Genomic DNA, 21,319 nt, shown 5'->3' on the forward strand with positions numbered 1-21,319 from the left:
AAATTGCGCTTGTGGAATATACAGTACCTGCTGATTATGGATGTGTAAACATCTGGATGGCTAAATGGGAAATATGACGATGACAATTTTAAATCACACACTGGGTTTTCCGCGTGTTGGACTGAAACGTGAACTGAAAAAGGCACAAGAAAGTTACTGGGCTGGCAACTCCACGCAAGAAGAATTGCTCAATGTGGGTCGTGAATTGCGCGCCCGCCATTGGCAACAGCAACAACAAGCTGGCATTGATTTAGTGCCAGTGGGTGACTTTGCTTGGTATGACCATGTATTGACCACCAGTTTGCTGCTGGGTAACGTTCCAGAACGCCACCAAAATGCGGATGGCTCGATTGACTTGGACACTTTATTCCGCATCGGCCGTGGCCGTGCACCGACCGGTAAACCGGCGGCAGCGGCAGAAATGACCAAATGGTTTAACACCAACTATCACTACATGGTGCCTGAGTTCCAACAAGGCCAGCAGTTTAAGTTGGGTTGGACTCAGCTACTGGATGAAGTCGATGAAGCGCTGGCGTTAGGCCATAAAATTAAGCCGGTACTGCTAGGGCCAGTGACTTATCTGTGGCTGGGCAAAGTGAAAGGGGAGCAGTTCGATCGACTCTCTTTGCTAAAAGACATTCTGCCAGTGTACCAACAAGTCTTGGCTGAACTGGCTAAACGTGGCATTGAATGGGTGCAGATTGATGAACCCGCGCTGGTGCTGGAATTACCAGCAGAGTGGCTGGCGGCCTTCCAACCAGCATATCAGGCGCTACAAGGTCAGGTTAAGTTGCTGCTGACCACCTATTTCGACAGTATCGGCCATAATCTTGACACTATTCGCGCGTTGCCAGTGCAGGGGCTGCATGTTGATGTGGTCGCAGGTCAAGATGATATTGCGCAGTTGAATGCACAGTTGCCCGCCACATGGGTACTCTCTCTGGGGGTGATTAATGGTCGTAACGTTTGGCGAGCCGACCTCAGCCAGTGGTTCGAGCGCCTCAAACCACTGATAAATGGTCGCCCATTATGGCTGGGCACCTCTTGCTCCTTATTGCATAGCCCGATTGATTTAAGTGAAGAGACGCGTCTCGATGCCGAAGTCAAAAGTTGGTTCGCCTTTGCCCTGCAAAAATGTGCTGAATTGGCACTGCTAACACATGCGCTAAATGAACCGAGTGACGCCAAGTTGGCTGAGTTGGCCGCTTACAGTGCACCTATCCGTGCTCGCAAAGCTTCTAGCCGTGTTCATAATCCACAGGTGGAACAACGTCTGGCGGCCATTACGGCGCAAGACATCGAACGCCAACAGCCTTATGAAGCGCGTGCAGAAGCGCAGCGCCTACGCTTTAACTTGCCAGCTTGGCCGACCACCACTATCGGCTCCTTCCCACAAACCACCGAGATCCGCGGCCTGCGTCTGGACTTCAAACAAGGCCGCTTGGATGGTAAAAACTATCGCACCGGTATCAGTGAGCATATCAAGCAAGCTATCGCCGAACAGGAACGCTTGGGGCTGGACGTGCTGGTACACGGTGAAGCTGAACGTAATGACATGGTGGAATACTTCGGCGAACATCTGGACGGTTTTATCTTCACGCAAAACGGTTGGGTGCAGAGCTACGGATCGCGTTGTGTGAAGCCGCCAGTGATCATTGGTGACATCAGCCGCCCTGAAGCTATCACGGTTGAATGGGCCAAATATGCTCAATCACTGACGGACAAACCGGTGAAAGGCATGTTGACGGGGCCGGTCACCATTCTGTGCTGGTCATTCCCGCGTGAAGATGTGAGCCGTGAAACCATTGCTAAGCAAATTGCATTAGCGCTGCGTGACGAAGTGGAAGATCTTGAAAAAGCAGGTATTGGTATCATTCAGATTGATGAGCCAGCACTGCGTGAAGGGCTGCCGCTGCGCCGCGCTGATTGGCAAGCATACCTGCAATGGGCCGTTGATGCCTTTAAATTGAATGCTGCGGTCGCGCAAAATGACACCCAGATCCACACGCACATGTGTTATTGCGAGTTCAATGACATCATGGATTCCATTGCGGCACTGGATGCGGACGTGATTACCATCGAAACTTCACGTTCAGATATGGAATTGCTGGAATCATTTGAAGATTTCGCGTATCCGAATGAAATTGGCCCCGGTGTTTATGACATTCACTCACCGAATGTGCCAAGTGTGGAATGGATTGAGGCGCTGTTACGTAAAGCCGCCCAACGCATCCCAGCAGAACGTTTGTGGGTCAACCCCGACTGCGGCCTGAAAACACGTGGCTGGCCGGAAACTCGTCAGGCATTGGCTAACATGGTGCTGGCTGCACAGCGCCTACGTGAAGAACGCGCTTAATTTGCGATTCGTCTATTTAGCAAGGATTGACTCTGTGTTGTGAGATTTGGGCGCTTAATGCGCCCTTTTTTTATGGTGGTTATTGATCACTTTCAGGCACCGGGTTGGCGGCTACGCCGTGCTGGGCAAACCAGTCAAGCATGCGTTGCCAGCCATCAAGAGCAGACTCGGCGTGATAGCTAGGGCGATAGTCAGCGTTAAATGCATGCCCCGCCTCTGGGTAAACAATGATTTCGGCATCAGCATTCGCGGCGCGCAATGCTTGACGCATGATGTCGACATGTTCCTGCGTGATACTGCCATCTTTACCGCCATACAGCCCTAGCACAGGCGCACTGAGATCGATCGCGACATCAACAGGATATTTCGGGAGCAGTAAGGTCTTTTCGCCCACCAATTTACCATACCAAGCTACGGCAGCCTTTAGTTGTGGATTGTGGGCGGCATACAACCACGCAATTCGGCCGCCCCAACAAAAACCGGTGATGGCTAATTTGCTGGTATCGCCGCCATGTCGAGAGGCCCAATGTGCAGCATGATCAAGGTCGACCATTACTTGGCGGTCTGGCACTTTACTCACCAGATTTTTGACTAACGCATTGATATCTTCATATTCTTTAGCATCACCTTGACGAAAAAAAAGCTCAGGTGCGATAGCCAGATATCCCTGTTTCGCTAATCGACGGCAGACATCTTGGATATGTTCGTGCACGCCAAATATTTCTTGAACAACAATCACGACAGGATAAGGGCCCGTATGCTGGGCGGGCTTGGCAATATAAGCGGGCAATTCATCACCCTGAGACGGGATCGTGGTTTCTCCGCAGTGAATACCTTGGTGATCGGTATGGCGGGTCGTCGAGGCCAGTGGTGCGACGGCGGGTGTGAAGCCACCTGCTGCCTGTCTGAGTGTCATCAATAGATCAGTTTTCACTGTGGTCTCCTTGTATATGAAGAGAATTACCCAATACAAAATAACGGCTTTGTTTTCTGCTATCGACTTTAACTATAGGTAATCTTTGAGATTAATGAGATCAGGTTTTGTCGTGATTGATGACTTCACTGTGACATAGCAGGCATTTGATAAGTCATACTGGCCAATATCGATAAGATATTGCGACAAGATTAATTAATGAGTTCTATCATTGCTATTTACGTACAAAATAGCTGCTAGCACTGGCTATTCTTGGTTAAAAAAGCATCTTAATAAATCATTAGTGTGATTATCATCGCGAATTAAATGTATTAAGCATCATCATTTCTTTTATCAAGGTGACTATCATCACGAAATAATGTGATGATTTTGAGTAAAGTCGTTACCTGTACCTCCCTACAACATCTCTCATGAAAGAGGAGTCTCACACATGGCTAAATCTGACGTTTTTCACCTAGGCTTAACTAAAAATGATCTGCAAGGGGCAACTCTGGCAATTGTTCCAGGTGATCCACAGCGTGTTGAGAAAATCGCTAAATTGATGGATAACCCAGTACATCTGGCTTCCCATCGTGAATTTACCTCATGGCGGGCAGAATTAGACGGTAAAGCCGTGATTGTTTGCTCAACGGGTATTGGTGGTCCATCGACTTCAATCGCCGTTGAAGAGTTGGCGCAACTCGGTATTCGTACCTTCTTACGTATTGGTACAACTGGGGCTATCCAATCACATATTAATGTCGGTGATGTCTTGGTCACCACTGCCGCGGTGCGTTTAGACGGTGCCAGCTTGCACTTTGCGCCAATGGAATTCCCTGCGGTGGCGGATTTTGATTGCACAACTGCGTTGGTTAACGCTGCAAAATCAGTGGGCGCAACAACTCATATTGGTGTCACCGCTTCTTCAGATACTTTCTATCCAGGCCAAGAGCGCTATGACACTTTCTCTGGTCGCGTTGTGCGTCGCTTTAAAGGCTCAATGGAAGAATGGCAATCAATGGGCGTGATGAATTATGAAATGGAATCTGCAACTTTGCTGACCATGTGTGCCAGCCAAGGTTTGCGTGCGGGCATGGTCGCTGGGGTGATTGTAAACCGTACCCAGCAAGAAATCCCAAATGAAGAAACCATGAAAGCGACGGAAAGCCACGCAGTGAAAATTGTGGTAGAAGCCGCACGCCACCTGCTGTAACTGCTTGCAGTTAGCTGGCTACAAGCCAATAAGTGTATGACGAACGGGCCAATAAGCGGCCCGTTTTTTATTTCATCAGATTATCTGTTAAGGTCTTAGCTTGCCTAGTGAACAATAATAAGAGGAAATATGACGCAGCCAACTCATTTTCATCCTTCCCTATTGCCGCTTGATGGTGGCATTAACTTTCGAGATCTCGGTGGTAACCTTGCTGCTGATGGTCGCCGTATCAAGCGTGGCCTGCTATTTCGTTCTGGTTCACTCGACAGTTTAAGCGCCAAAGATTGTGACTTCCTCAGTCGCGGCCCTGCGGCTCAAATCATTGATTATCGCGATGCGGATGAAGTGCTATCCAAGCCTGATGTCTTGTGGCAAGGGGCCAGTTATCACAATATTCCGGCAAATCCACTGAGCAGTGAAGTGAATGCCAATCTAGAGAAACTCACTAACGAGACACTGGCGACGTTTGATGCACGCGCCTTTATGTTAGAGCTTTATCGCCGACTACCCTTTAGTAATCTGGCCTATAAACAATTGTCAGGTTTGCTGCAAAACTGCGCTTCTCCAGAGCATGCTGCGGCCAGTATCGTCCAGCATTGTGCTGTCGGAAAAGACCGCACTGGCGTGGGTTCTGCTCTCGTACTATTTGCACTTGGCGCGGATGAATCAACCGTATTAGAAGATTACCTATTAACGGAGACGACGTTGGCACCATTTCGTGAGCATATGCTGGCTCAGTTGTCGCTGAAACTCAACGCTCAGGCACTCGGCCAATTTGCATTCGTGTTATCCGCCAAAGAAGAGTTTATTCAAACTGCATTGCGTAGTATTCAAGAGCGATATGGTAGCCGAGAGCAATGGCTGCAACAGGAGTTTGGTCTGGGTAGCCTTGAGCGCGAGAAGTTACAGTCATATTTTCTAGAGTAATGACTTTCGCAGTTTAAATACTGGCTAGCTATCTTTTATTCATCAGCTTCACCGGTTTTTAAATCCTGTTTTACTCATTTTTAAATCCTATAGCGCCGCCACTGGGCAGCTCTTTTTAACCGCTTAATAGTACAAACTACCGCTTAATCAGATTGCTGATATTTCTCTTAGGTGCTGAGCGTATGTTAACGCCTGACAAATTCCCTGGAGAGAATGCTCATGCAACATGCGATTACCTTTGTTATCGCCTCCGCGTGTATCCTGACAATATGCTACCGCTTATACGGTATCTTTTTTGTTCGTAAGGTACTGCGAGTCGATGATACTGAAGTCACACCTTCCCACACCTTTGAAGATGGTAAAGATTACGTCCCAACTAAGAAATGGGTGAACTTTGGCAGCCACTTTGCAGCAATTGCTGCCGCTGGCCCTTTGGTTGGCCCAGTACTTGCTGCGCAATATGGCTATTTACCCGGTTTCCTGTGGTTATTAATCGGGTGTGTTATCGGTGGTGCCGTTCACGATACGGTCGTGCTCTTTGCCTCGATGAGACATCAGGGAAAATCCCTGTCCGAAGTCGCTAAATCAGAACTCGGGCCAGTTGCGGGTTGGTGTACTGGCCTTGCAATGCTGTTCATCATCACCATTACCATGGCTGGATTATCAATGGTTGTGGTACATGCTCTGGAACGTAACCCTTGGGGGACGTTCGCGGTATTCATGACCATCCCTATCGCCATCTGCGTGGGGTTATGGGAACGCATGACCGGTAGCATGAAAGGGGCTTCTTATGTCGGTATCGCTGCCATCATGGTATGCGTATTTGTCGGCCCTTATATTGAAGGCACTTGGCTCGGCGAATGGTTAATGCTGAAAGCAGACACCGTTAGCATTATTTTGCCAATGTATGCTTTCTTTGCGACTGCGTTACCTGTTTGGATGTTATTGACTCCTCGTGGTTATCTTTCTAGTTTCATGAAGATTGGTGTTTTCGGCGCATTGATCGTTGGTGTTGTCTTTATTAACCCTGAAATCCAATTCCCTGCATTAACACAGTTTATTCATGGTGGCGGCCCTGTTTTAGCTGGCCCAGTTTGGCCGTTTATCTCGATTACCATTGCGTGTGGTGCTATTTCTGGTTTCCATGCCTTTATTGGGTCTGGTACGACACCAAAACAGATAGACAAATGGAGCGATATTTTACCTGTTGGTTTTGGTGCAATGCTGGCCGAATGTATGGTTGGGGTAATGGCCCTGATCGCGGCAACCTCTTTGCATCCGGCTGACTATTTTGCAATTAACTCTTCCGCTGAAGCTTGGAGCTTGCTTGGCATGGAAGTGGTTAACTTGCCGCAATTGAGCCAAGAAATCGGCTTAGATCTGTATGGACGTACCGGCGGTGCTGTTACTTTAGCTGTCGGCATGACTGATATCTTCATCCGTGTACCTTGGTTCAGTAGCATGGCAGCTTACTTCTTCCAGTTTGTTGTTATGTTTGAAGCTGTCTTTATTTTGACAGCGGTTGACTCAGGCACTCGTGTTGCTCGCTACCTGCTGCAAGATTTCTTGGGCGATATTTGGGCACCATTAAAACGTACCGATTGGTTACCCGGCACTCTTGCATGCAGTGTTATTGCTTGTGCGCTCTGGGGCTACCTCCTCAATTCTGGTGATATCAACTCTGTTTGGGCACTGTTCGGCGTATCTAATCAGTTAATGGCTTCTGTTGGCTTAATCATCGGCGCGACGATTATTCTGCGGTTGGCAACTAAGCGCATATACATGCTGACGTGTGTGATTCCTCTCGCTTATCTGTTTGTCACCGTAAACTATGCCGGTTACTGGATGATCACCCACGTGTACTTCAATTCAGCGGCTAAAGGCTACAATCTGTTCAATGGCATCATCTCTATTATCATGATGACACTGGGCGTGATTATCCTGATATCCGCACTGAAAAAATGGCGTGAGTTGTGGATCCGCAGATCTGCTGAGATGGCTGGCAATAAAGTCGTGACAGCCAACGCCTAATATTTCACATTCATTGCGTTAACCTGCATACCCTTCTTTTTTGAAGTCACAATGCAGTTTTGAAGTCGTAATACAGTGAGCAGCTTGGTTACGAGGCCCTTTAATGGGCCTCATCACTGCTTGCTACGTCACTGTAACTTCATTTACTTTGGGTCTATCAACGGTCGGAATTCTCCGGCCGTTTATTATTTGTTAAGCCAAAATAGCGATGCATTTAGTATGCTAATAGTTATTTTATTAACGAAAGGAAAATGCATGTGACCCTGAATGACGTCATTACTCTCATTATTGATTTTGTTCGTGAGCATGAGTCATGGGCCATGCCTATCGTCTTTATTCTTGCTTTCGGTGAATCCCTTGCTTTTCTCTCCTTATTGCTGCCTGCAACGGTTATCTTGCTTGGGTTAGGTGCGCTAATCGGTGAAAGTGGTATTTCTTTTTGGCCAATCTGGGCCGCGGCTACAGCCGGCGCTTTCTTTGGTGATTGGGTCTCGTATTGGGTTGGTGTCCATTACAAAGACCGGGTCGGTACCCTTTGGCCGCTCTCTCGCAATCCCCAGTTACTTGTGCGTGGCCATGCATTCTTCGAACGTTGGGGGTTCTTTGGTGCTTTTATCGGCCGCTTCTTTGGCCCATTACGTGCCGTCGTTCCTTTGGTTGCAGGTATCTGCGCCATGCCAAAATTCTATTTCCAATTAGCCAATATCACTTCCGCTGTCATTTGGGCATTCGGTATTTTAGCTCCCGGTGCCTTTGGCATTCAGTGGGTTGCTCACTGGATGGATTAATCTTCTCGGCGGCATACCCTTGACCAGCGGCTGACAGTTTTAGCTTAATCGCTTGGATGAGTGCGAGTGTTTTTTTATCTGCTTGTTATTTATGCGCACAGCTTCGCAAGATAGCATGTAACGGAAAAACACTCTGGACATCCATACAGTATCCCCTTACCTTGACTGACATGAGGTTAATGGGGAGATAACCGTGGATATCAGTTTATTTTATGGGCTGGGGGGCGGCTTGATCGGTGGGCTTATTGGCTGGCTGATTGCTAACTTGTATCAGCAGCGAAATAAAGCACAGCAAGATATTGATCGCCGATTACTAGAGCAAACACTACAGCAAACCCAGCAGAACAGGGTGGAATTACAAGCCACGTTGCAACGTGATGAACAGCAATTGCGCCAAGGGGAGTTGGAGCTACGCAACTTGCATAGTCAGCTCGCGGCCAATGCTGAAAAACTGCAACAACTGGCACATTGGCGTAGTGAATGTGAGCAGCTTAATCAAGAGCTGCGCGCGCAAAGAGAAGTCAACAGTGCTCAAGAAGCTGAATTACGAGAAGTCACTATTCGCTTGGAAGAGACTCGGCTAGCAGCAGAAGAGAAACAACGATTACTCCTGAACAGTGAGCAGCGGCTGACAACGCAATTCGAAAATCTGGCTAACCGCATCTTTGAGCAAACAGGTCGCCGCGCAGATGAACAAAATAAACAAAGTCTCGAGCACCTATTGCTACCTCTGCGAGAGCAGTTGGCTGGCTTTCATCGCCAAGTGCAGGACAGTTTTGGTCAAGAGGCTAGAGAGCGGCACACACTGACGCATGAAATTCGTAGCCTACAACAACTCAATGCCCAAATGGCGCATGAAGCGCTAAACCTGACGAAAGCCCTTAAAGGGGATAATAAAACTCAGGGAAACTGGGGCGAAGTCGTTCTGGCTAAAGTACTTGAAGCATCGGGACTACGGGAAGGCTATGAATATGAAACTCAAGTGAATGTGAGAATTGATAGTAATAGCCGTATGCAACCCGATGTTATTGTCCGCTTACCGCAGGGGAAGGATGTCGTTGTTGATGCGAAAATGTCGCTGGTGGCTTATGAGCGTTATTTTAATAGTGAAGATGATGTAGAACGTGAGGCGGCATTGAGTGAGCATTTATCGTCGCTGCGTGCTCATATCAGAATGTTAGGCCGCAAAGATTACCAGCAACTCCCAGGCTTACGCTCACTTGATTATGTGCTGATGTTTATTCCGGTAGAACCTGCTTTTTTGGTGGCCATTGATCGCCAGCCCGAATTGATCAATGAGGCGCTACAGCACAACATTATGTTGGTCAGCCCAACAACATTGCTGGTCGCTCTAAGGACGATTACTAATTTATGGCGTTATGAGCATCAAAGCCAAAATGCGCAGCGCATTGCTGAAAGAGCGGCCAAACTGTATGACAAATTCCGATTATTTGTCGATGATATGGCGTCATTGGGGCAGAGCCTCGATAAAGCACAAGTAAGTTATCGTCAGGCAATGAACAAACTGTCGCAAGGGCGTGGTAACCTGATAGGGCAAGTTGAAGGTTTTCGCGCTTTGGGGGTCGAGGTAAAACGGCCGATCAGTCCACCGTTGGCAGAGCAAGCCCGTATGGAGGATCAACCCGAGAGCGATCTAGCGCTATCCGATGATGCGGAATCAGAGACATATCCAAGTAACATCGATATTACTGATCCTGCACCGCTGAAGTATCAGGGTTAGTTGCATGTTCCTCTTCTGTATGATGTTGAGAAGACTGCCATTAAGCAGTGGTCTTAATACCAGGTGAGGTGGGGCTTTCCTCGGCGTTCTGGTACACTTCCTAGAAAGATTGACTGAAAAGCAGGCATAAAAAATGGTAGATCAGCAGAAGGAAACCACTCATTTTGGTTTTCGCACCGTAGCCAAAGAAAAAAAAGAAAGCATGGTGGCAGACGTTTTTCATTCCGTCGCCGCTAAATACGATTTGATGAATGACCTGATGTCATTCGGTGTTCACCGTATTTGGAAGCGTTTTACCATTGACTGTAGTGGTGTGCGTCGCGGTCAGCGGGTGTTGGATCTGGCAGGCGGTACGGGCGATTTGACTGCCAAGTTTTCTCGCCTTGTGGGTGAACAGGGTGAAGTTGTTCTAGCTGATATCAATGAATCTATGTTGCGTATGGGCCGTGAAAAGCTGCGTGATAAAGGCATTGTTGGTAATGTCAGCTATGTGCAGGCAAATGCAGAGGCGCTACCTTTCCCTGATAATTACTTTGATTGCATCACGATTTCATTTGGTTTGAGAAATGTCACTGAAAAAGAAAAAGCGCTGCGTTCAATGTTTCGCGTTTTAAAGCCAGGTGGTCGTTTACTCGTTCTCGAATTCTCTAAACCGATTCTGGAACCATTGAGTAAAGCCTATGATGCTTACTCCTTCCATATACTGCCAAAAATTGGTGAGCTTGTGGCTCAGGACTCTGAGAGTTACCGTTATTTAGCGGAATCTATCCGGATGCACCCCGATCAAGAAACACTCAAAAGTATGATGGTTGATGCTGGGTTCGAAAACGTAACTTATTCCAATTTAACCGGTGGTATCGTTGCATTACATCGGGGCTTTAAGTTTTAACAGGAATAGAGATATGTCGCTAAGCTCACTGATATTGAAACCATTTTCTTTAAAACCAGCGCTGCTGTCGCCGTTTATCACCGCCGCTATCGAAACATCACTCAATAGTGTGTTATTTCGCGACCAGAGTATGAAAGCTGCGCGTTTACGTTTAGTAGGGAAAGTCTTGCGCATAGAGTTACGCGAGATGAGTTTCCCTTTGCTGCTGGTATTCAGTGAGCGGCAGGTTGATGTTTTAAGTCAGTGGGATGGTGATGCTGACTGTATTGTGAAAACGGATGTCGCAGTGTTGGCAAAACTGCGTGATCGCCAGCAACTTTCGCCTTTGATGCGCAGTGGTGAGTTGAGCGTTGAAGGTGATATTCAGGTAATTCAGCAACTCGTTGCACTCTTGGATCTGGCTGAATGGGACCCAACTGAATGGTTGGCGCCCTATATCGGTGATATTGCAGCGGAGACGATTGGGCAGGTAGTCCACAAAAGTCATCATTTCCTCAGTAAGCAGTTACGCCAACAACAGCACTATGTAGCTGAAACCATAACGGAAGAATGGAAAATAGCACCAGCACCGCTGGAAGTCGTTTGGTTTAACGAAGAGGTTGAGGCGACTGTTCGTGAGACTGAGGCTTTAAGTGCCAGATTGGCGACCATGGAGACAAAACAATGACGCCAGGAGAACTTCGGCGCCTTTACCTCATTATTCGAGTTTTCTTGAGTTATGGGTTGGATGAATTAATCCCGAAGATACGCTTAACGCTACCTTTACGAATCGGCCGCTACATGTTTTTTTGGCTGCCCAATCGCCATAAAGATAAACCATTAGGTGAGCGTTTACGCCTTGCCTTGCAAGAGTTAGGGCCTGTTTGGATCAAGTTTGGCCAAATGATGTCTACCCGCCGAGACCTCTTCCCGCCAACAATCGCTGATCAGCTTGCAATACTTCAGGATAGGGTTGCGCCTTTTGATGGTGCGCTGGCAAGAAAACACATTGAAATTGCGATGGGTGGGCCGTTAGAAACTTGGTTTGATGATTTTGACCAACAAGCGTTAGCTTCGGCTTCTATTGCTCAGGTACACACGGCACGTTTAAAGCATAACGGCCAAGAAGTGGTACTCAAAGTCATTCGCCCTGATATTTTACCGATCATTAAAGCGGACGTGCGTTTGATGTATCGTTTGGCGGGTTGGGTCCCTAAGCTTTTACCTGATGGGCGAAGATTACGTCCGCGTGAAGTCGTTCGTGAGTACGAAAAAACACTGCTTGATGAGCTAAACCTGTTACGTGAAGCCGCTAACGCCATTCAATTGCGCCGTAATTTTGAAAATAGTGAGATGCTTTACATCCCAGAAGTTTATTCAGACTATTGTCGTGAAAGTGTCTTGGTGATGGAACGGATATACGGCATACCGGTTTCAGATATTGCAGCCTTAGAAGATCAAGGCACAAATATGAAGCTGCTGGCTGAGCGTGGCGTTCAAGTTTTCTTCACTCAAGTTTTCCGCGACAGTTTTTTCCATGCTGATATGCATCCTGGGAATATCTTTGTTAGCTACGAACATCCCCATGATCCACTTTATATTGGTATCGATTGCGGTATCGTCGGCTCGTTGAACAAAGCGGATAAACGCTATCTTGCTGAGAACTTCATTGCATTCTTTAACCGCGATTACCGGCGGGTCGCTGAACTACATGTCGATTCCGGCTGGGTTCCTCGTGATACCAATGTTGAGGATTTTGAATTTGCCATCCGTACTGTATGCGAACCTATCTTCGAAAAACCACTGGCAGAGATATCATTCGGGCATGTGCTGTTAAATCTGTTTAATACTGCACGCCGTTTTAACATGGAGGTGCAACCGCAACTCGTGTTACTTCAGAAAACCTTGTTATATGTTGAAGGGTTAGGGCGTCAGTTATATCCTCAGCTTGACCTCTGGACGACAGCAAAACCTTTCCTTGAAAGCTGGCTTCGAGACCAAGTTGGTTTGCCTGCAGTGATTCGTGCATTGAAAGAAAAGGCTCCTTTCTGGGCAGAGAAGTTGCCTGAATTGCCAGAATTGGTTTATGACAGTTTGCAGCAGCACAAATTATTACAACAAAGTGTGGATAAGCTCACTTTACAGATACAAGGTCAGCAACAACGGCAGGGTCAGTCACGGTATTTGTTCGGTGTAGGCGCTACACTATTAGTGAGTGGCACTCTCTTGTTTTTAGCCAATGCCACAGAAATTTCTATAGGATTCATCACTGTTGGAGTATTGGCTTGGTTCATTGGTTGGCGACGTACCCGTTAGGTCGTTTATCATTATAAATGCTTGGTGACGGGCCATAACATGTGTATGAATTATGTTAATGGGTTCAGTCAGCTATGAGCTAGTTCAAAAAGCGGTAAGTTTGATTAGTATTCACAGCAGCTATATAACGTATAATATAGTTCTCTGTGGAATAACCCCTATAAATAGAGGTGTATGTGATGGGCGGTATAAGTATTTGGCAGTTATTAATCATTGCCGTGATCGTCGTTCTGCTGTTTGGTACAAATAAACTGCGGACACTAGGGTCAGATTTGGGTGCATCTATCAAAGGCTTTAAAAAGGCGATAGGTGATGATCCACAAACCCCTCCAACGAATGCTGACAAAACCAGCAACGATGCTGATTTTGCTAAGTCGATTACTGAAAAACAGCAGCCAGCAGCCAAAGCTGAAGAATCTAAGAGTCACGATAAAGAGCAGGGATAAGCTGTGTTCGACATTGGATTTAGTGAACTGCTATTGGTGCTTGTAATCGGTCTGGTCGTTCTTGGGCCGGAACGATTACCTGTTGCAGTAAGAACAGTTTCCAGTTGGATTCGTACGTTACGTTCGCTTGCAGCAACGGTGCAAAATGAATTGGCACAAGAGCTCAAAGTTCAAGAGTTGCAAGATAGCTTGAAAAAAGCAGAACAGGCGGGCTTGCAGAATTTAACACCTGAGCTGAAAGCCTCAATGGATGAACTCAAAGAGGCGGCAGAAGCATTGAAGCGTTCTTATCGTTCTGATATTGGATCTGAAGCGCCGCATACTATCCATAATCCATTGGTGACGGAGCCGGAAGCTATTCATGATGGTGTCACACCAGCTGAATCAGCAACCCAAGCTTCGGCGTTACCGCAAGTACCGGATATGAGTGATGAGAGCGTACAGGTAGTCTCAAAATCTACCGTTGATACCGCAAGCGCGAATAAACCAGTTGTTCCGGTTGAAACACCAACTGCTAAATCCGTCGCTTCTGAACCTGAGGACGCTTCAGTTGTATCTGTAGCACAAATACCCGTCACTCAGGCGCAGATTGCTACTACTGACTCCAAGAGCACGGATTCACCCAGTGCTAATCAACCTCGAACTCACCAAACTGGCGGCGATCGGTAAACATGGCTGTTGATGATACCCAACCCCTTATTACGCATCTGATAGAGCTGCGTAAGCGGTTATTGAATTGCATAATCACTGTTTTAGTGGTTTTTCTGGTATTGGTTTTTTTTGCCAATGATATCTATCAGTTGGTTTCAGCACCCCTGATTAAGCAACTACCCGCTGGCTCCAGTATGATCGCAACTGATGTTGCATCGCCTTTCTTTACCCCGATTAAATTGACGATGATGGTCTCGGTATTTGTCTCTGCACCGATGATCCTCTATCAGGTTTGGGCATTTATTGCCCCGGCACTGTATAAGCATGAACGTCGCTTAATGGTCCCGCTATTGATCTCCAGTAGCCTCTTATTTTATCTCGGTATGGCGTTTGCCTACTTTGTTGTTTTCCCGTTAGCTTTTGGTTTTTTTGCCAAAACAGCGCCAGAAAGCGTATTGATTGCGACGGATATCACTAAGTACTTAGATTTTGTCATGGCGCTCTTTATGGCGTTTGGTATCTCTTTTGAGGTTCCGATTGCGATAATTCTATTGTGTTGGGCAGGGGTGACAACACCAGAAGCATTGAAGAAAAAACGTCCTTATGTGTTTGTGGGCGCTTTTGTTGTCGGCATGCTTCTCACGCCACCAGATGTCTTGTCACAGACATTATTAGCGATCCCGATGTATCTGTTGTTCGAGGTCGGCGTGTTCTTTGCCCGTTTTTATACTGGCAAAAAACGTAGCGCAGATATTGAGGAAGAGGACGAAGAAGTCGATAACCCTCCGAAAGCCCCTTAGATCGATACCTTGATATTTTAGCCGCCCTTTGGGGCGGCTTCTGTTTTGGAAAGCTCATGTTTGATATTGGCGTGAATTTAACCAGTTCACAATTTTCAAAAGATCATCCTCAAGTTATTGCCCGTGCAAAAGATGCTGGTGTAACCGGTATGCTTATCACCGGTACTGATGCTGAAGAGAGCCAAGCGGCACTTGAACTTGCCACCGAGAATCCCGGATATTGCTGGTCAACTGCCGGTGTTCATCCTCATCAGGCAAGCACTTGGCAAACTAATATTGAGCAGCAAATTAGTGCCTTGGCAACGAATGCCAGCGTGGTGGCTATTGGTGAGTGTGGATTGGATTTTAACCGCAACTTCTCGACGCCCGTCGAGCAAGAGATCGCTTTCACGGCTCAGCTAGCGTTAGCCGCTGAGCTTTCTTTACCGGTTTTTTTGCATTGTCGCGACGCTCACGAACGTTTCATCGCGTTACTTTCACCTTGGTTAGACAAAATTCCTGCGGCGATAGTGCATTGCTTTACCGGTACAGCGAATGAATTGGATTCCTGTTTAGCATTGGGCTTATCAATTGGCATTACCGGTTGGGTTTGCGATGAACGTCGAGGCCTTGAGCTGAGGGCGTTACTGCCGCGAATTCCTGCTCAGTATTTGTTATTAGAAACAGATGCGCCCTATTTATTGCCGAGAGATATACATCCTAAGCCTGCATCTCGTCGCAATGAGCCCTGTTTTTTACCCCATATCGTCCAGCAAGTTGCTGTCTGGCGACAAGAAGACCCTCAATGGCTAGGGCAGAAAACTGATGAAAACGCCCGCCGGATTTTCCGGTTGGTTTGAGTTAGGAGAACAATATGAGCTATGCATTCCCTGGTACCTTTCCTGGTCGCCGTATGCGCCGAGTGCGCCGTTATGATTTCAGTCGTCGTCTGGTCGCTGAAAATCAACTAACCGTCAACGACTTGATCTATCCGGTGTTCGTCATGGAGGGGAACAATCAGCAGCAAGCTGTCCCCTCTATGCCGGGCGTTTCGCGCATGACAATCGATCTGTTAGTGAAAGAAGCAGAGGCAATTGCCAAGCTCGGCGTGCCCGTCATATCGTTATTCCCAGTCATCGAGTCTGCTGCTAAATCGCTACACGCAGAAGAAGCCTATAACCCGAATGGTCTAGTGCAACGCACCGTGCGCGCCTTAAAAGATGCAGTACCAGAATTGGGTATTCTTACCGATGTCGCTCTCGACCCCTACACGACTCATGGGCAAGATGGTGTGATTGATGCTGATGGCTATGTGATAAATGATATTACGAAAGATATCTTGGTCAGACAGGCGTTATCACACGCAGAAGCGGGCGCTGAGATTATTGCTCCGAGCGATATGATGGATGGCCGTATCGGCGCTGTTCGTGACCAATTAGAACTACAAGGCTTGGTGAACACTCAAATTATGGCGTATTCCGCGAAATATGCTTCTTGTTACTATGGCCCATTCCGTGACGCAATTGGCTCTAGCAGTAATTTGAAAGGTGGCAACAAGAAAACCTATCAAATGGACCCAGCTAATAGTGACGAGGCATTACAAGAGATCGCCCAAGACCTGCAGGAAGGGGCTGATATGGTGATGGTGAAGCCCGGGATGCCATATCTGGACGTGGTGCGTCGGGTCAAAGATACCTTTGGTGTCCCGACTTTTGCTTATCAGGTCTCTGGTGAGTATGCCATGCATATGGCTGCAATCCAGAATGGTTGGTTGCAAGAAAAACCGACCGTAATGGAGTCGTTATTGTGCTTCAAACGTGCCGGAGCAGATGGTGTTTTAACCTATTTTGCAAAGCAAGTTGCACAATGGTTACATGACGAGCAGATGCAGCGCTAACATTTTGTTATAAGCATTTGATATCAGTAAATTGATATAAAAAAGGTAGGTACGAAGTACCTACCTAAAATAGTGTTCAGCTCGTTCTATATAATAATTTAATGCTTTTCAAAGTGACGATTTTCTAGGCTCTGTATCACTTGGCTGTTAAGCATATTCAGCAATAGCATCGACCGCGCTTCACCATCAGGCTCGGTATAAATTGCTTGTAATCCGGCAAATACACCTTCTGTAATTGTCACAAGATCACCAGGACACGGCACTTCTGGCGCGACAATCTTATCCGCTGTATGGGATTGCATTTCGGTAATCACGAGTGCTGGTATTATTGCGGGCTGTACGCCAAAACGAACGAAGTGGCTTACTCCTCGAGTCGCACTGATTGTCGTTGTATGAATCTCTTCCGGCTCGAATTCTACAAACAGATAATTAGGGAATAAAGGCTCCGTTACCTCAGTACGTTTGCCACGCACTATTTTTTCGATGGCTACTAATGGCGTCCAGCAATTGACTGCTTGCCGTTCTAGATGTTCCTTGGCGCGCAAAAGCTGACCACGCTTACAATATAATAAATACCAGTGTTTCATAATGTCACATGCCCTTGGGTCCTGTGTGGCAGCATAACAAAAGAAGGCGGATATATATAGTAAGGAAGAATTCATCATTTCGGAGATATAGTTTGTTATACAAAGATTTAGTTTATTTCGTGGTAATAACAGAGTGTTTATATGAGTGATGACTGGCTGTCGTCTGACGTAGGTGATTTTTTGTAAGACGATATCCATTTTTAACAAAAAGACAGCAACTGCTATAAAGACGGCCTATAATGGCGCATCACCTAGCCGCCGAAATGATAAGCATGAAATACCGTGACTTACGCGACTTCCTCTCGTTACTGGAACAGAGGGGCGAACTTAAACGAATTAGCCAGCCTATTGATCCCTATCTGGAAATGACAGAAATTGCCGATCGCACTTTGCGAGCTGGTGGTCCTGCGTTACTTTTTGAAAATCCTAAGGGATATGACATGCCAGTGCTGTGCAATTTATTTGGTACAGCCAAGCGCGTTGCTATGGGGATGGGGCAAGAAGATGTTAGCGCACTGCGTGATGTTGGCAAGTTATTAGCTTTCCTAAAAGAGCCAGATCCTCCTAAAGGTTTTCGCGACCTATTTGATAAACTGCCGAAATTTAAGCAAGTATTGAATATGCCAACGAAATGCTTAAACTCGGCCCCGTGTCAGGAACAAGTCTGGCAAGGTGATGATGTCGACTTAAGCCGCATTCCTGTCATGCATTGCTGGCCAGAAGATGCTGCGCCATTGGTATCTTGGGGGCTAACTGTCACCCGAGGTCCACACAAAGAGCGCCAGAATTTGGGTATCTATCGCCAACAGGTGTTGGGTAAAAACAAGTTAATTATGCGTTGGTTATCGCATCGTGGTGGTGCGTTAGATTATCAGGAGTGGTGCGAAGCACATCCTGGTGAGCGTTTCCCCGTTGCCGTAGCATTAGGGGCTGATCCTGCAACTATTTTGGCTGCTGTCACACCAGTACCAGACACGCTATCTGAGTATGCATTCGCAGGTTTATTGCGTGGACATAAAACGGAAGTGGTGAAATGTCTTTCCAATGATCTGGAAGTTCCTGCAAGTGCAGAAATTGTTTTGGAAGGATATATTGAGCAGGGTGATATGGCACCGGAAGGTCCTTATGGTGACCATACAGGTTATTATAATGAGATAGACAGTTTTCCTGTCTTTACCGTGACACATATTACCCAGCGTAAAGATGCGATTTATCATTCAACTTATACTGGCCGCCCTCCAGATGAACCCGCGGTGATGGGGGTTGCGTTGAATGAAGTATTTGTCCCGATTTTGCAAAAGCAGTTCCCAGAAATTGTGGACTTCTATCTGCCACCAGAAGGGTGTTCGTATCGGTTAGCGGTTGTGACAATCAAGAAACAGTATGCAGGTCATGCTAAGCGCGTGATGATGGGTGTATGGTCGTTTTTACGCCAATTTATGTATACAAAATTTGTTATTGTCTGTGATGATGATATTAATGCACGTGATTGGAATGATGTTATTTGGGCAATAACAACTCGAATGGATCCATCCCGCGATACGGTGTTGATTGAAAATACGCCAATAGATTATTTGGATTTCGCCTCACCGGTTTCCGGTTTGGGATCGAAAATGGGGCTGGACGCCACTAATAAATGGCCCGCTGAGACCCCACGTGAATGGGGGCGCCCAATTAAAATGGATGAAGAAGTCCGCGCCCGTGTTGATGCTATTTGGGACGAGCTCGCTATTTTCAGTGACAATAAGACCAACGGTTAACCGGCGTCGATTTTGTCCTTAGTTTTGCATTTGATGACCCGACAGAGGGAAGGCATGACAACTTTAAGCTGTAAAGTAACCTCCGTAGAGGCCATTACCGATACGGTATACCGTGTGCAATTGGTACCTGCATCTGCGTTTTCTTTCCGTGCTGGGCAATATTTGATGGTAGTGATGGATGAGCGTGATAAGCGGCCGTTTTCCATGGCGTCTACACCGTTACAGAAAGATTTCATTGAGTTGCATATTGGCGCTTCGGAGTTAAATCTGTATGCCATGGCCGTGATGGATAGAATTCTGAAAGAGAAAACCTTGGATGTAGATATTCCCCATGGCGAGGCGTGGTTCCGCGAGGGCAGTCTGCGTCCGTTGGTGTTGATTGCCGGAGGTACCGGTTTTTCCTATGCGCGCTCTATCTTACTAGCTGCGTTGGCGGAACAACCTAATCGCGAGGTCTCTATCTATTGGGGTGGACGCGAAGCTGTACATCTCTACGATCTCAGCGAACTGGAAGCCCTGTCCATTAAGTATCCTCAGTTGAAAGTTGTCCCGGTTGTAGAGCAACCAGAAGAGGGTTGGCGTGGGCGGACAGGAACCGTTCTGAGTGCGGTGTTACAAGACTACGGTTCTCTTGCTGATCAGGACATTTATATTGCGGGCCGTTTTGAAATGGCGAAGATTGCTCGTGAACGCTTCTGTGCTGAACGTGGCGCACAAGAAGCTCATATCTTTGGTGATGCTTTTGCCTTTATCTGAGAAAAGTGTGTAAAAAGCCCGCCCCTGACAGGCGGGAAAACGGCAACTAAACACCAGGTACAGCGATGATGAGGGCCTGTATTCAGACCCTCAGTATTCCTTCAGATTTTTTGTTCGAAAGCTATACGCGCTCAAACACGGTTGCAATGCCTTGGCCTAATCCGATACACATTGTGGCCAAACCGAATTGCACATCACGGCGCTCCATCAGATTAAGCAATGTGGTGGAAATACGTGCCCCAGAACAGCCCAGTGGATGGCCCAGTGCGATGGCCCCGCCGTTAAGATTCACTTTGTCATCCATGCTTTCCAGCAGACCTAAACCTTTCAGGCAAGCCAGCGATTGGGCGGCAAATGCTTCGTTCAATTCAAATAAGCCAATATCTTCCAGCTTGAGTCCTGCGCGTTTTAATGCCAGTTGGCTTGCAGGTACTGGGCCATAACCCATAATTGATGGGTCACAACCGACAACGGCCATTGAGCGAATACGTGCGCGAGGCGCTAAACCTAATGTTTTTGCTCGAGACTCACTCATAATCAGCATGGCTGATGCGCCATCTGAAAGAGCTGACGATGTGCCAGCCGTCACGGTACCATTCACCGGATCAAAGGCAGGACGCAGTGCCGCCAAGCCATTAATATTAGTTTCAGGACGAATAACTTCGTCGAAATCAAAGCGTTTCAAGATGCCATCGGCATCATGCCCATTCGTCGCGACAATCTCGTTGGCGAAATGCCCTGCTTGAGTGGCGGCATAAGCTCGCTGATGTGAACGGACAGCAAACTCATCTTGTGACTGACGGCTGATGTTGTGGATTTTTGCCAACATTTCTGCGGTTAAACCCATCATTCCGGCGGCTTTAGCGACAGTGCGGCCCATACCAGGATGAAAATCTACGCCATGATTCATCGGGACGTGGCCCATATGCTCCACGCCACCAATTAAGCTCACTTGCGCATCACCCACCATGATAGCTCTAGCACCATCATGTAACGCTTGCATTGATGAACCACATAGGCGGTTAACCGTGACGGCGGGTACGCTGTGCGGGATTTCTGCTAGTAAAGACGCATTACGCGCGATGTTAAAGCCCTGCTCCAGAGTTTGCTGCACGCAGCCCCAGTAGATATCGTCAATTTCGGCGGCATTCAACCCTGGATTGCGGCTCAATACTTCCCGCATTAAATGAGCGGAGAGATCTTCTGCCCGAACTTGCCGGAATGCGCCGCCTTTCGAACGGCCCATCGGTGTGCGGACGGCATCAATAATGACTACATTTTCCATGTTTT

Annotated in this window: 19 protein-coding genes; 16 read left to right on the plus strand and 3 right to left on the minus strand. The window is 47.3% G+C overall.

The window, feature by feature from the left end; genetic code table 11:
• The first annotated feature begins 79 nt into the window (after positions 1-79).
• On the plus strand, positions 80-2,356 hold the full coding sequence (gene metE / locus BN68_RS21325; protein ID WP_081578878.1) for a 5-methyltetrahydropteroyltriglutamate--homocysteine S-methyltransferase: 2,277 nt from the start codon (positions 80-82) through the stop codon (positions 2,354-2,356).
• Positions 2,357-2,435: 79 nt separating this feature from the next.
• Here metE and BN68_RS21330 read toward each other — a convergent pair whose 3' ends face one another.
• A complete protein-coding gene (locus BN68_RS21330) occupies positions 2,436-3,290 on the minus strand; it encodes a dienelactone hydrolase family protein (protein ID WP_019213215.1) in 855 nt (284 codons plus the stop codon).
• Between the two features lie 430 nt (positions 3,291-3,720).
• Between BN68_RS21330 and udp the strand changes: the two genes are divergently transcribed.
• From udp to hemB, 13 genes are all read left to right on the plus strand, one after another.
• The gene (gene udp / locus BN68_RS21335; protein WP_019213216.1) at positions 3,721-4,482 is read left to right on the plus strand and encodes a uridine phosphorylase; all 762 of its coding nucleotides are present in this window, start codon (positions 3,721-3,723) and stop codon (positions 4,480-4,482) included.
• Positions 4,483-4,611: 129 nt separating this feature from the next.
• The gene (locus tag BN68_RS21340; RefSeq protein WP_019213217.1) at positions 4,612-5,409 is read left to right on the plus strand and encodes a tyrosine-protein phosphatase; all 798 of its coding nucleotides are present in this window, start codon (positions 4,612-4,614) and stop codon (positions 5,407-5,409) included.
• A gap of 219 nt (positions 5,410-5,628) precedes the next feature.
• Positions 5,629-7,440 (plus strand): carbon starvation CstA family protein, encoded by a 1,812-nt coding sequence (locus BN68_RS21345; protein ID WP_042807070.1) that lies wholly within the window; start codon positions 5,629-5,631, stop codon positions 7,438-7,440.
• 257 nt (positions 7,441-7,697) lie between these two features.
• Positions 7,698-8,228, plus strand: coding sequence for a DedA family protein (locus BN68_RS21350; protein WP_019213219.1), 531 nt, complete (start codon positions 7,698-7,700; stop codon positions 8,226-8,228).
• 193 nt (positions 8,229-8,421) lie between these two features.
• On the plus strand, positions 8,422-9,969 hold the full coding sequence (gene rmuC / locus BN68_RS21355) for a DNA recombination protein RmuC (RefSeq protein WP_019213220.1): 1,548 nt from the start codon (positions 8,422-8,424) through the stop codon (positions 9,967-9,969).
• Between the two features lie 133 nt (positions 9,970-10,102).
• Positions 10,103-10,858, plus strand: a complete 756-nt coding sequence (ubiE, locus tag BN68_RS21360) for a bifunctional demethylmenaquinone methyltransferase/2-methoxy-6-polyprenyl-1,4-benzoquinol methylase UbiE (protein ID WP_019213221.1) — start codon at positions 10,103-10,105, stop codon at positions 10,856-10,858.
• A gap of 13 nt (positions 10,859-10,871) precedes the next feature.
• Entirely contained in the window at positions 10,872-11,525 is a 654-nt protein-coding gene (gene ubiJ / locus BN68_RS21365; RefSeq protein ID WP_019213222.1) for a ubiquinone biosynthesis protein UbiJ, read from the plus strand.
• Complete coding sequence (gene ubiB / locus BN68_RS21370) at positions 11,522-13,153, plus strand: ubiquinone biosynthesis regulatory protein kinase UbiB (protein WP_019213223.1); 1,632 nt, start codon at positions 11,522-11,524, stop codon at positions 13,151-13,153. Before ubiJ ends, ubiB begins: the two co-directional genes overlap by 4 nt.
• A gap of 179 nt (positions 13,154-13,332) precedes the next feature.
• Entirely contained in the window at positions 13,333-13,599 is a 267-nt protein-coding gene (tatA, locus tag BN68_RS21375) for a Sec-independent protein translocase subunit TatA (RefSeq protein ID WP_019213224.1), read from the plus strand.
• Positions 13,600-13,602: 3 nt separating this feature from the next.
• Positions 13,603-14,268 (plus strand): Sec-independent protein translocase protein TatB, encoded by a 666-nt coding sequence (tatB, locus tag BN68_RS21380; protein ID WP_019213225.1) that lies wholly within the window; start codon positions 13,603-13,605, stop codon positions 14,266-14,268.
• Between the two features lie 2 nt (positions 14,269-14,270).
• Positions 14,271-15,050, plus strand: a complete 780-nt coding sequence (gene tatC, locus BN68_RS21385; protein ID WP_019213226.1) for a Sec-independent protein translocase subunit TatC — start codon at positions 14,271-14,273, stop codon at positions 15,048-15,050.
• Positions 15,051-15,106: 56 nt separating this feature from the next.
• Positions 15,107-15,889, plus strand: a complete 783-nt coding sequence (gene tatD, locus BN68_RS21390) for a 3'-5' ssDNA/RNA exonuclease TatD (protein ID WP_019213227.1) — start codon at positions 15,107-15,109, stop codon at positions 15,887-15,889.
• A gap of 14 nt (positions 15,890-15,903) precedes the next feature.
• Complete coding sequence (gene hemB, locus BN68_RS21395) at positions 15,904-16,926, plus strand: porphobilinogen synthase (protein ID WP_019213228.1); 1,023 nt, start codon at positions 15,904-15,906, stop codon at positions 16,924-16,926.
• 98 nt (positions 16,927-17,024) lie between these two features.
• Here hemB and rfaH read toward each other — a convergent pair whose 3' ends face one another.
• Positions 17,025-17,513 (minus strand): transcription/translation regulatory transformer protein RfaH, encoded by a 489-nt coding sequence (gene rfaH, locus BN68_RS21400; protein WP_019213229.1) that lies wholly within the window; start codon positions 17,511-17,513, stop codon positions 17,025-17,027.
• Positions 17,514-17,776: 263 nt separating this feature from the next.
• Between rfaH and ubiD the strand changes: the two genes are divergently transcribed.
• Both ubiD and fre read left to right on the plus strand, forming a co-directional pair.
• Positions 17,777-19,273 carry a 4-hydroxy-3-polyprenylbenzoate decarboxylase gene (ubiD, locus tag BN68_RS21405; protein ID WP_042807076.1) on the plus strand — a complete coding sequence of 499 codons (1,497 nt, stop codon included), beginning with the start codon at positions 17,777-17,779 and terminating at the stop codon, positions 19,271-19,273.
• A 54-nt stretch (positions 19,274-19,327) separates the two neighbouring features.
• The gene (gene fre / locus BN68_RS21410) at positions 19,328-20,029 is read left to right on the plus strand and encodes an NAD(P)H-flavin reductase (RefSeq protein ID WP_019213231.1); all 702 of its coding nucleotides are present in this window, start codon (positions 19,328-19,330) and stop codon (positions 20,027-20,029) included.
• A gap of 121 nt (positions 20,030-20,150) precedes the next feature.
• On the opposite strand, the gene fadA is transcribed toward fre, so the two are convergent.
• On the minus strand, positions 20,151-21,314 hold the full coding sequence (gene fadA / locus BN68_RS21415) for an acetyl-CoA C-acyltransferase FadA (RefSeq protein WP_019213232.1): 1,164 nt from the start codon (positions 21,312-21,314) through the stop codon (positions 20,151-20,153).
• Between the last annotated feature and the right edge of the window lie 5 nt (positions 21,315-21,319).

Source organism: Yersinia massiliensis CCUG 53443, from assembly GCF_000312485.1.
Taxonomy (GTDB): Bacteria; Pseudomonadota; Gammaproteobacteria; order Enterobacterales; family Enterobacteriaceae; genus Yersinia; species Yersinia massiliensis.